The organism is Rhodococcus sp. APC 3903 (genome assembly GCF_030407755.1).
Taxonomy (GTDB): domain Bacteria; phylum Actinomycetota; class Actinomycetes; order Mycobacteriales; family Mycobacteriaceae; genus Rhodococcus_F; species Rhodococcus_F erythropolis.
Genome location: NZ_JASDCV010000055.1, coordinates 1 through 12,997, shown reverse-complemented (window position 1 = coordinate 12,997; position 12,997 = coordinate 1). Strand labels below are relative to the sequence as shown.

Below are 12,997 nucleotides of genomic sequence, written 5' to 3'. Positions count from 1 at the left end.
ATCGCCCGAAAACCCTTCCCCCCGAGAACCTCACGGGAAAACATTTCCACGATCAACAACACCATCCGCGACTGCAACTCGTGTCGGACACGCACCAGATCCAGAACCTCACTCTTGAGGCCCTCGCCATCCAGCTGCCACGCTTCCCGACTGTCCATACTCAAAGTCTAATCGAACATACTTTCGAGATCCAGAGACATAACGGACAGGTTTCAAGAAACATCGAACTCGAGACCGGTTGATATATAACTACTTTCAGAAAATCTCAAAACCTGATCATCGACCACCGAGCGGCAGAACTCCCCCGCCGACGGGATAGGGCGGCAGCGTTCCCACAAGCGTCGGTGTCAATGTGGTCGCAGACGGATCGGCACGACCGAGAGTGAATTTCCGAACTTCGGCACCCGTTCCGTTGCTGCCGCTGACGAGGAGATCCGCGCCGGTAGTCGTGCTCGTCGTGGCCACTCCCACACCCGACCCTGGATCGGTGAACGGGTCGAAAGCTGCAACCTCCCGAAATGCCACGTCCGTCGAATGGTGATCTGGACTCTCGAGGTACATCTCGGGTGCACCGTCGAGCCTGGATCCACTCGAGAAGACGCGGATTGATCCGTCTCCTCCGAGCATGCCTGCCACTATCGACTTTGCGCCGCCCTCGGCGCCGGCCACCCAACCCGTCGACAGAGACACCCCGTCGCGGTAGCCCTGGTCGAAGGCCAAGAACTGTGATGTCGTTACCGGACCATCCGTATGACCTGCGTGTTCATCGGAGTCGCCCTGCGCAGCGGCCGTCGGTTCGTACAGGTCGTAGCGGAACGTCTTGATCAACGGCTCCTCGCCCGCACCGGGTGCTGTCACGATGCTCGCTCGACCGGAGTGACTGTCAACCATTCCGGTTGCGAACGTGACTCCGCTACTCGATCCCGGGTACGGCGAGAACGAACCGAATTCTGCGGGTGCGGACCTCTTGTCCGCCGGAAGGTCGGTGGAGTAAATCTTGACCTGCGACTCCATCCCCGGGCCCGACGCAACGATGATGTTGTCCGCCAATGCGTTTCCGTCGATATCGACGCCGCCGACGTTCACTCCACCGCGGAAACCCACATCGAAGGGCGCAAATCTTGCCAACTCGTCGGCGAACGGCACGCCGCCGACTGCGTTGTACGCCACCACTTCCGGAGCCGAGCCTGCCCCTGTTCCAGCGACCAGATCAAGCACCATGTCTCCGTTCACGTCCGCCATCGCCACACTCGGGGTGCCTTCGAACGACGGGAAGGGCGTCACAGCGGTGATCAGTTTGTCGCCGTTGGCATCGAATATCTGCACCTTGGCGGGCACGCCGGCCGAACCAGGTATCGCGACGGCATACGTCGATACCTCGGGAATCACGTTGACGGTAGCCATCAAACCGTTGTCCTCGTGATTGAGTCGGTGGCAGTGAATCACAAAGGTTCCGGTGTACTCGGTGAACTTCGTTCGCAACGTCACTGACGCAGGCTCGAGAGCATTCTCATTCTCGTCAGTCACCGGAGCAGGCACGTTCACATTGTCGATCCCCCAGGGCTGAACCCCCGTCCTCGTCCCTGCGACGGGATCAACGACTTCCATCACTTGGAAGTCGTTCACGTGAATATGCATCGGGTGTTCGTCGTTGTTGAGGTTCGTGATCTTCCATTCTTCAACGGAATTCAGCCGCGGTTGAATCAGCGGGATGTTGGGGAACGTGTTGTCGGCGAATTCGTAGGTGAAGGCCTTCGGATCGCTGTTGCTGGCCTTCTCGTTTCCGAACCCACCGGACACTGTGAGGTTGCGGGTCACGTCGGGCGTCATCGCTGCTGTATCCACGAACGAGGTGTAGGTATCGAGCTTCTGTCCGAACTCGAAGGGAGTCGTCTTCCCTTCGCCCTCGTCTGGCGTCGCGCGGATCAACTGCTGAGTCGGGAACGTGAAGAATCCGTCCGCGTAACTGATCACCGACGGGTCGACGGTGACGGTTCCGAGTTCGGCGGGCGGATTGTCGGTACCGTTGTTGGTATAGAGAATTCCCGGATTGCTCACCGGTTTCGCACCTTCCAGCGGTGGCATCTCCAGCACCAGATCGCCGGACTCCGGCATCGTCACGGCGATTGCATAGCGCGAGGCCGGCGGAATCACCAGCCTGGTTCCGTCCCCGTCCACGGGTGGCCTGACCTCGTCGAACGGGTTTCCGTCCTGCCCCACGATTGCGAACTTCGGATGGGTGCCGGTTGCGGTTTCCGTCAACGTAACCGGCATGTAGGCAAAGTCGCTGATGTTGGCAAGCACCCAGATCTCGGTCTGCCCCGGCTTCAGTTTCAGCGACGGCTGGAACTGACCGTTCACGGTGTACTGCACATCGCGTTGGTTGTCCGGCAGTGAGGGATCGGCCGGAACACTCGTCGATTCACCCACGAAGCTCTGCAGATTGCCTGGAACGAATTGATTCTGTCCACGATGATTGGCCGGGGACAACGGTCCCGCGTACCAGTTGGTGAAATACTGCGCGCCCTCGGTAGTGTCCGAGAAATTCACCGGAGCAAGGCTCGGACGGTACGTCCCGTCGGCTAATTCCGTACCGGCGGGTGGCGTCAACGTACTGACGAATTGGGGCCAGTTCGCGTCGTTGAGCTGTCGGCCCTTTCCTTTGCGGTCGAATACGAAGTTGTACTGCAGTGCCATATCGCGAATCGGAACGTCGTTTGCCGTCACGACAGGCAAATTTCCGTCCGGCCGGCCGATTTCAAGGAGCCCGGCCAAGCCCATGTACGTCTGCTGGGCGGTGAGGGTGTGCCGGTGACTGTGGTACCAGTAGAGACCGTTCGGCATCGTCCCCGGAATCGCGTAGTCGTACACGTTTCCCTGGCCGGCGGGAATGTTGAGCAACACGTTGTCCGCATTGCCGTCCGGACTCACGTGCACTCCGTGCGTGTGCAGATTCAGCGGAGCCGACGTCAGCGCCGGCGGATAGATCGGCACGTCCCCGCCCGCCGGTGTGAATGCCGGATCGTAGAAGTCCTCGATCGTGAGATCCTGCAAATCGTTGTCGTAATGAATGATCAATCGCTCTCCGGGATTGGCGCGGAGAGTCGGCGCCGGATAGACGTCACTCGCCGAGGTCGATCCGTCCGACGCCGTACCGCGGATGACCTCGTACCCGAAGAGCAGAAAATTCGACACAGGCGCCGAAGCGGTATCGAGCGGAATCACTCCCTGATGAGCGGACAAGCGCACCTCGAGAACACCATCTCGGCTACTCAGTTTCACCGGCTCCCGGTAGTCGACGGCGGTTCCGTCCGAGCCGTAGTTCGCGCCCACCTCGGGCGCCGATTCAGCGGACGTACACGCGGCCAACGCCATCGTCATGGACACCACTACTGCTGCGGCTAACGACTTTCCTCGCAGTGCGATCACTGGTTTCCCCGTTCCATGGTGGCGTGAGATACGTCCGATCAGCGCTCATCAGCCTATCGAGAAAACATCGGCTGAACAGTACATTCACGACAAATTGCCCACCTAGTGCCCGCTCGAGCGCTGCACCTTGCAAGCAGTCTCAGCAAACCGATCAGAAATCGAGAAGCACAGCCACTGGGCCCGCAATTACGTTGAAACACATGAACACACCACAGAAGTCCACTTCCGACCACACGTCGTCAATCCACACATCAGCAGGGAGCGCCCAGATGACCACCGCGCAATCCGTGATCCTCGACGTACCCGACCTCGTCGCAGCCGAAGCCTTCTACAACGCTCTCGGCGTCGGAGATCGAATCCAGCTACGCGAATCGAACGAACCGACAACCGGGTTTCGTGGGTACACCCTTTCGCTCGTCGTCTCCCAACCGAACATCGTCGACGCTTTCGTCGGCGCCGCACTCGCAGCCGGTGCCGCCGTCTTGAAGCCGGTGAAGAAATCCCTCTGGGGATACGGCGGAGTCCTTCAGGCTCCGGACGGTTCGATCTGGAAGATCGCCACGTCGTCGAAGAAGAACAATGAACCCGCCACCCGCACAATCGACAGCCTCGTGCTGCTGCTCGGCGCCGAAGACGTCAAGGCCAGCAAGCAGTTCTACCTCGACCACGGCCTCGAGGTGTCGAAGAGCTTCGGCCGCAAGTACGTCGAATTCACCAGCGCAGCAAACAATGTCACGCTGGCACTGTACGGCCGAGGCGCCCTGGCAAAGGACGCCGGGCTCGCTCCCGAGGGCACCGGATCGCACCGAATCACCATCACCGGTGCGTCCGAACCCTTCGCGGATCCTGACGGTTTCGCCTGGGAAAGCACCAATTCCTGACACAGGTGGTGTCTCGAGAACACGCCCGCCCGACTCAGGACATCCGACGAATCCTCTCCAAGTTGTGCGCCATCAACGGACCAACGGTCTCGAGAGCGGCGGGCGAGGTGATGTCCCAGTGAGTGCACTCGACGGGGTGATTCACGATATCCCCGCTGACATACGCACGCCATGAATCGACTCCACGGTTCAGCCATGGATCATCCAGCGCTGCAGTGAAATACAGCACGTCGCCATCGAAGATCCCCGGCTGGTGAGCCTGCATCAACGTGTCGTTGTGCCGGGCCGCGAAGACAAGCCTGCCGACATCTTCCGAAGTCAACTCGCCCATGGCGTGCGCGAACTCGAGTCCCATGTCCGCGTCGTCGTCAGCGTCCGAACCTTCACCGCCTTCAGCGGCATGGGCGAAGCTGTCCAGCATCACCAACGAATCGACCGACTCGCCCGCTGCCTGCAATAGCACCGCCATCGAGTGTGCGATCACGCCACCGAGCGACCAACCGGCAAGGTGATACGGACCTTCAGGCTGGATTTTTCGAACTTCCTCGAGGTACCTGGCGGCGGTGAACTCGATGGACTCCGGCAGCGGATCCGCGGACGAGACTGCTGGAGTTTGGATCCCGTACATCGGAGTCGCCGAATCGATGTACGGCGCCAAGCCGGCATAGCTCCAGGCCAGGCCGACGATCGGATGGACGAAGAACACAGGCGGCCGATCACCGGTCGTCCGAATCGGGAACACGACGTCCAGCGCGCCGGAAGATTCTTGTCCGGAGTCGACACGAATCGCAATCGACGCCGGAGTCGGCTCGGTCATCAACCACTGCAATGGGATCTCGCGAGCAAACGACATCCGCAGTTTGGTCACTACTCGCATCGCCGACAGTGAGTTGCCACCGAGTTCGAAGAAGTTGTCGTCGGCGCCGACGCCAGCAATCGCGAGGACCTCCGAGAAGGCAGTGGCCACAGCGATTTCCGCAGGCGTGCTCGGCTCCCGATACACAATCTTCGACGCAAAATCAGGGGTCGGCAATGCCTTCTCGTCGACCTTTCCTGTCGGTGTCGTCGGCACCTTGTCGATGAAGACGACAGCGCTAGGGATCATGTGACGTGGCAAGAACTCGGAGACAAAGGCGACGACCTGACTCACCTCCGGCGCAGTCCCCGGCGTCGGCACGACGTACGCGACCAACGCGGTGTCCCCGGACGGTGTCCTCTTGCCGCGGGTCATGGCCACATCCACGTCCGGGTGTGCGTGCAGCGCCGCGTCGATCTCCCCGAGTTCGATGCGATGACCACGAATTTTGACCTGAGTGTCGGTCCTGCCCCGGTACTCGATGGTGAGTTCGGGTGTCCAGGCGGCAATGTCGCCCGTGCGATACAGACGATCACCCGGCCGGCCGTGCGGGTTGGCAACAAACCGGGTTGCCGTGAGCACGGACTGGTCATGGTATCCCCGGGCGAGAGCTGGCCCGGACACGTACAGTTCGCCCGGCGTCCCGATCGGCACCGGGAGCAGTCGCGAGTCGAGGATCAGAGTGTCGAATCCACGCACGGGTGATCCGATCGTGACTGGTTTGCCCGCGACGAGATCACCGACGGTGGAGATGTCGGTTGCCTCGGTAGGCCCGTACCCGTTGAGCATGGTTCGACCACGCTGCCAACGGTTCACCAGTTCGGCAGATACCGCTTCCCCGCCCACACCGAGAACCCGAAGCTCTTCGAGCCCTTCCGGTTCCATCGACGTCAACATCGCCGGAGTGATCAGTGCGTGAGTGACCCGACGTCCGATCATGAACCGAGACAACTCTTCTCCGCCCAGGATGGTAGGCGGTGTGACGACCAGAGTCGCCGCCGCGGAGAGCGCCGACATCATTTCACCCACCGACATGTCGAAGCTCGGCGAGGTGTTGTGCAGGAATCGTGAGTGCGAGTCGACGCGATAGTGCTCACGACGCTCGGCGGCAAGATTCGCGAGACCACCATGCGTGACCACGACGCCCTTCGGTTTGCCCGTGGATCCGGACGTGTAGATCATGTAGGCCGGATTGTCGATGCGAGCCGCTCCCGCGATACTCGACTCGGGTAGCTCTTGGATCGCGGTTTCGAGTGCGTCCAGATCGAGCCAGCGCACCGAATCGGGAAGTTGATTCCCACCTCGGCTGATGCCGATGACAGCACCGGAGTCTGTGATCATGTGTTCGATCCGCTCAACCGGATAGTCAGGATCGACGGGCAAGTAGGCGGCGCCGGTCTTCGTCACTGCCCACACCGACATCACGGACGCTGCCGATCGCCGGAGTGCCACTGCTACAAAGGTTTCCGGACCGACTCCGTGATCGAGCAGGATGGAAGCAAGGCGGTTCGACCAGGCGTCCGCTTCACGGTATGTCCACGCACGCCCGTCGGCCCAGATCGCGATTCCGTCGGGGTTCTGTGTGACGGCGGAAGCGATGAGGTCAGCCAGGGTTGCGCTGGGCGCAGCCGGCAGGCCCGATACCGGGACAAGCAGGCGACGCTCGTCGGGCCCCAGAACATCCAGGATTCCGGCAGCGGTGTCCGGCAACTCCACGAATGCACGCAGGATCCGAAGCATCCTCTCGCGCAGAACCTCGATCGTCGGCGCATCGAAGACATCCTGCTGATACTTGAGCGTGAATGAGATGCCGTCATCAGCGACAACGGTAAGTGTCAACGGATAGTGGGTCGCATCGTCACCGGTGATCGCAGTAACCGTCATGCCGTCGATCGAGCTCGTTGCAGCGATACCTTCCGTATCGACGGGGTACGACTCGAAGACGGTCAACGTGTCGAAGTCAGCGGCATTTCCGACGCTCTTGACGATCTCCGTCAGTCCGAGTTGGTGGTGCTCGAGAAGCGCCGCCTGTTCTGCCTGCAGCCGTGAGAGCAAGGAACGCAAAGACTCCGCGGGGTCGATCGTGACCCGGACGGGCAGCGTGTTGATGAACAGGCCGACCATCGACTCGACATGATCGAGCTCGGGAGGACGACCCGACACGGTTGCACCGAACACGACATCCGTTCGACCCAGCTGGCGCGCCAGCAGAATTCCCCAACCGGCCTGCATCATGGTGTTCAATGTGACGCCGTTGTCGGCGCTGAAGGCACCGAGCTGCTCGGCGAGTTCGGGCTCCACCTGAGTCACAACCGACTCGACGGTGCCGGCACTCGAACCAGCAGACCCTTCCCCGGCGAGCAGGGTCGGCTGCTCGAGCCCGGACAGCGCCTCGGCCCACGCCAACTCGGATTCCGCAGCTTCCCGAAAATTCAACCAGGACAGGTAATTACGATAGGACGCTGCGCGGGGAAGCACCGACTCGTCGCCGTGCGTTGCGTACAGAACCATCAGGTCCTTCATCAGAAGCGGCATCGACCACCCGTCGAGAAGAATGTGGTGCAATGTCACTGCAAGCGCGTGTCGACTGGGATCTCGTGTGATGAGCGTGAACCGAAGCAATGGCGGTGTTGCCAAATCGAAACGCTCGGATCGATCGCGCGCGAGGGTTCGCTCGTAGACAGCTTCGCGCTCACTCGCAGGCTCGGCACCGAGGTCGACCACACGCCACGGGACATCGACCTCACCGAGAACGATTTGCGCGAGTTCGCCGGACAGATCGGCGACAAAGGCGGTCCGTAGGTTGTCGTGACGGTTCAGCAGAGCAGTCACGGCCCGGTTCATTCGTATCGGATCGACAGTTCCTGTCAGCTCCAGAACCATCTGGGTCTGATAAACGTCGGCACTGTTGACGGCGAGCAACGAGTGGAAGGCAAGTCCGTGCTGCAACGGCGACAGTGGCCAAATGTCACTGACCAGCGGATACCGGTCTTCCCAGACATCGATGTCCTCTTGAGAGACCGTCACCAACGGAACGTCGGAAGGCGTCAGGCCTCCCCCAGCACCTCTGCCGACGTGGGAGACCAGGCTCCGCAGCGCGCTCGCCCAGTACTCCGCCAAGCCTCGGACGTCCGCTTCGGTCAGGAGGCGTCCGGCGTAGGAGAACGTCGCGGACAACTCGGCATCACCCGAAATGTCTGTGACTATCGCGTTGATGTCGAGAACTGCGGCGGCAGGCATGTCGGGGTTTCCGGGACCTTCGATGTCACCGACATCCACGGACGGAGTCCACCCCAAATCGGCGAACTCCTCCGGGACGCTGCCGGCAGACACGCGACCGAGGTAGTTGAAACTGATTTGCGGCATGCCGTCCGGCAGTGGTGTACCCGGGTCGCTGCCGGTCATGTCACTGCCGGACATGTCACTGCCGGTCAGATATCGGAGGACCCCGTAGCCGATGCCACGACCGGGCACGGCGAGCAGTTGTTCCTTGACCGACTTCACGGCCCGACCCGCCGCGACGCCGCCGCGCATGGCGTCGTCGATGTCGAGCGCACCGAGTTCGAGGCGCACGGGATAGACGCTGGTGAACCAACCGACGGTACGCGAGAGGTCAGCACCGGGTGCAGTCTGCTCTTCTCGCCCGTGACCTTCCATCTGGATGAGCGTCGATGTGGTGTGCACGCCTCGTTCGCGACGCCACCGAGTGACTGCAAGCGCCAGAGCTGTCAGCAAACCGTCGTTGACGCCGCCACGGAATGCGGCCGGAAGCTCGGTCAGCAGTGCCTGAGTCGTCGACGCGTCGACGCGCACCTCGATGTCGCGGACAGTGGCGACCAGATCGAGCGAGGGGTCGAAGCGCGCCGATCCCAGATCCGGGTCCTCGCCGTCGACGATTGCCCGCCACGTCGGCAGGTCTGCCGTCGCCCCAACTGCACTGTCCTGCAGCGCATGTGCCCAGCGACGCATCGACGTGCCGACAGGTGCCAGCTGCGCCGGCGCACCATTGGAGATCTGTGCCCACGCGGTCATGAAGTCCGGCACCAGGATTCGCCACGACACTCCGTCGACGACCAGATGGTGCATCACGACGAGCAGTCGCCCGGTCGCCTTTTCCGCGTCACCCACCGGCGCGAGCCAGACGCACGCGAACATCACACCGCCGCGCGGATCAAGTTCTCGTCGAGCCAGTTCCACTTGGGATCGTGCCAATTCGGTCAAGCTTTCCGCGCTGTCGACGGCAGCGGGATCGAAGTCGACCTTCCGCACACGTGCGGCCACGTCCACGCTTCCGGGCTCGGCCACGTGCAAAGCTTTGCTGTGCAAGGTCGACCGAAGCATGTCGTGGTGATCGACGACGGCGGCCACCGTGGCGACGATCCCCGCCTGATCGACGCCGACTGGCAGATCCAGTGCGATCGACTGTGAGTAGCGATCGAAGTGATCGGTGCTGCCGAGCACCATGCGCATCACCGGCGTCAGCGGCAACTCTCCGACACCGTTGCCCGGCAGTTCGGCAAGTACCATCTGCGCCGGCGCGTCAGATCGCAAAACGACCTGTGCCAGCGCGGCAACGGTCTTCTGTTCGAAGACGTCTCGTGGGGTCATCACGAGACCACGAGCCTTCGCTCGGGAGACCAGTTGGATGGATGCGATGCTGTCGCCGCCGAGCCCGAAGAACGAATCGTCGACGCTCACCGCCTCGACACCGAGCAGGTCTGCGAACAGCGAAGCGAGGATCTCTTCCGTCTCGGACGCGGGTGCTCGATAGCGCACCTTCGACGCGGAGAACGTCGGAGCGGGAAGAGCCTTGCGGTCGAGCTTTCCGTTCACGGTCACCGGTAGAGCGTCCAGCACGACATACGCGTCGGGCACCATCGGTCGTGGCAGCGCGGACTCCAGATAACGCCTTACGGACTCGGTATCGATCACGCGCCCAGCTTGCGGCACCAGGTATGCCGCCAGCCGCTTGCCCAGTGCAGTCTCGACGACAAGCACCACGGATTGCGCGATCTCGTCGCATTGTGTTGCTACCGTCTCGATTTCACCGAGCTCGATGCGTTGACCTCGGATCTTGACCTGACTGTCGATCCGTCCGCGGTACTCGATGGTGAGATCGGCCGTCCAGGCAGCGATGTCGCCGGTCCGGTACATGCGCTGTCCTGGATCACCGTGGGGATCGGCGATGAATCGTGTTGCGGTGAGAATGTGTTGGTTGTGGTAACCGCGAGCCAAAGCGGGCCCCGCCACGTACAGTTCACCAGGCGTACCGATCGGCACCGGTCGCAGTCGAGTGTCCAGGATCAGGGTCCGGAATCCGCGCACAGGTTTACCGACCGTGACAGGTTGTCCCGCTTCGAGGTCTGCAACTGTGGAGATGTCGGTCGCCTCGGTCGGTCCGTAGCCGTTGAGCATCGTTCGCCCTGGCTGCCAACGATCGACCAGTTCAGCGGATACCGCTTCACCGCCCACACCGAGAACGCGAAGATGTTCGTGGTCGTGGGGGGCGATCGTGCTCAGAACGGCCGGGGTGATCAGAGCGTGGGTGACTCGTTGCGAGTCCAACAACTCGGCCAAGTCGTCACCACCGATCGTGGTCACCGGAACGATCACCAATGTTGCTGCAGCAGAGAGCGCGGAGATCATTTCGCCGACAGCCATGTCGAAGCTGGGTGACGCGGTGTGCAGGAACCGGGCGTCGGACGTGATCTGGTAGTGCTCACGCCGTTCGGCCGCCAAGTTGGCGAGACCGGAATGAGTGACAACCACGCCCTTGGGCTTGCCCGTCGAACCCGACGTGTAGATCATGTACGCCGGATTGTCGATCCGCACCGGCGGCCAGCTCGCGCTCGCCGGGGCTGCCGCCAGTTCTTCGGCGATGTCCTCGAGGACCAACCATTCGACGTCGTCGGGTAGGAACTGACGCTGCTCGGCGATCGTCACACCCAACCGCGCTCGAGAATCTTCGAGAATGTGGTCGATGCGATCGGCCGGATAACTCGGGTCGACCGGCAGATATGCGGCACCCGTCTTGGCAACCGCCCAGACTGCGAGGACGGATTCGAGCGATCGCGGAAGAGCCAGCGCCACAAATGTTTCCGGTGTGATGTCGCGTCGCAGCAGGACGTGAGCGAGGCGGGTCGAGAGTTCGTCGGCCTCGGTATAGGTGACGGCGCGGCCATTCCACAGGAAGGCGATCCCCGTTGGATTCGACGAGACCGCAGCAAAAATCAGCTCGGACAGAGTCGCGGGATGCGCCGCCGTAAGTCCTCGCACCGGCACCAGTAGGTTCTGCTCGTCCCGATTCAGAACGTCGATATCCCCGATTACTCTCGCGGGATCCCGCGTCAGCTGCTCGAGCATCATGACGAATCGGTCGGCGAACGACGCAGCCGTGGAACGGTCGAACAAATCCGTCGCGTAGGTCAGCGAGCCACTCACCGCTACCGACTCGGTGTCTGCGCCGCTGGTTGATTCCGTGGTCTCGAACAACGTCAAGGCAAGATCGAATTGAGCTGGAGTGACGTCGAATTCGACGGCGGACACCCGCAGATCAGGAAGCTCGAACGTGGCGTCTTCGATATACTCGTAGGCAAACGTGACTTGGAACAGCGGTGTGTGAGCCTGTGAGCGAACAGGTTGCAGAGCGTCCACCAGTCTCTCGAAAGGCACATCGACGTTGCCGAACGCACTCAGATCTCGGTCACGCACCTGGTCGACCAACTGCGCGAACGTCAGTGCGGGGTCGGCATCCGTTCGCAGGACGACCGTCCCGACGAACATTCCGATGAGATCCTCGAGAGCCGCTTCGCCTCGTCCGGACACAGGCGTGCCGACGACGATGTCGGTGCTCGCCGACACTCTCGCCAACAGTGCCGCATACGCAGCGTGAATCACCATGAACACACTTGCGTTGTGGTGATCGGCGATCTCACGAACGCGATCCATGATCTCGGACGCGATGTCGAATCGAACCATCGCACCGTTCTGGGTGGCCACAGCCGGTCGCGGTCGATCGGCCGGAAGCTCCAGTAGTTCCGGAATACCGTCCAATGTTGATTTCCAGTAATCGATCTGAGTCGATGCGATGCTCTTCGAGTCCGCCTCGTCACCGAGGAGCGCCCGCTGCCACAGCGCAAAGTCGGCATACTGGATCTCCAGCGGCGCCCAGAAGGGGGCCTGGCCGGTCAACCGTGCCGAGTAGGCGATCATGACGTCGCGAGCCAACGGCGTCATGGACACGCCGTCCGCACTGATGTGATGCACCGACATCACCAGTACATGCTCGAATTCCTCGACGCGGTACAACTTCACGCGAATCGGCACGGAAGCCGTGACGTCGAAACCTTCGGACATGACCTCGAGTATGCGAGTGTCGAGGTCGCCACGGTCGACGTCGATCGGGCTCAGATCGAACTCGACGTCCTCGGGTGTCAGGATCACCTGGACGGGGCCGTCGCCGTTGTCGGGGAACACTGTTCGCAGCGACTCATGGCGCGTCAGAACATCACCGAAGGCGCGGCGAAGCGCCGGAACGTCAACGGTGCCGGCGAGTCGGATGGCCAACGGGATGTTGTATGCCGCAGATTCGACATCGTACTGATTGAGGAACCACATCCGATTCTGTGCAAGTGAAAGCGGGATCCGCTCCGGGCGTGTCTGGATCTCGAGGGCAGGCCTGTCGGCACGCTCTGCATTGTCCAGTGCTATAGCAAGTTCCGCCACAGAAGGGTGATCGAACAACGTGCGAAGCGGCAACGCGGTACCGGCGTGTTGGTTGATGCGGCTGACAAGTCTGGTCGCATTGAGCGAATTACCACCCAACTCGAAG

Annotated in this window: 3 protein-coding genes and 1 pseudogene; 1 reads left to right on the top strand and 3 read right to left on the bottom strand. The window is 61.6% G+C overall.

Features of this window, described 5'->3' with window-relative positions; translation table 11 throughout:
- Positions 1-158 (bottom strand): annotated as a pseudogene (locus QMA15_RS32045) (HNH endonuclease); the annotation flags it as partial.
- A 118-nt stretch (positions 159-276) separates the two neighbouring features.
- Positions 277-3,381: a multicopper oxidase domain-containing protein gene (locus QMA15_RS32040; RefSeq protein WP_290289044.1), complete on the bottom strand. Its 3,105-nt coding sequence runs from the start codon at positions 3,379-3,381 to the stop codon at positions 277-279.
- A gap of 317 nt (positions 3,382-3,698) precedes the next feature.
- On the opposite strand from QMA15_RS32040, the gene QMA15_RS32035 reads away from it, so the two are divergent.
- The gene (locus QMA15_RS32035; protein ID WP_172933584.1) at positions 3,699-4,310 is read left to right on the top strand and encodes a glyoxalase; all 612 of its coding nucleotides are present in this window, start codon (positions 3,699-3,701) and stop codon (positions 4,308-4,310) included.
- Between the two features lie 34 nt (positions 4,311-4,344).
- On the opposite strand, the gene QMA15_RS32030 is transcribed toward QMA15_RS32035, so the two are convergent.
- Positions 4,345-12,990: a non-ribosomal peptide synthetase gene (locus QMA15_RS32030; protein ID WP_290289039.1), complete on the bottom strand. Its 8,646-nt coding sequence runs from the start codon at positions 12,988-12,990 to the stop codon at positions 4,345-4,347.
- Positions 12,991-12,997: the final 7 nt, after the last annotated feature.

Coding starts and splice junctions, on each gene's coding strand:
- QMA15_RS32040 (WP_290289044.1), bottom strand. CDS start 3,381: ATGACGATGGCGTTGGCCGCGTGTACGTCCGCTGAATCGGCGCCCGAG.
- QMA15_RS32035 (WP_172933584.1), top strand. CDS start 3,699: ATGACCACCGCGCAATCCGTGATCCTCGACGTACCCGACCTCGTCGCA.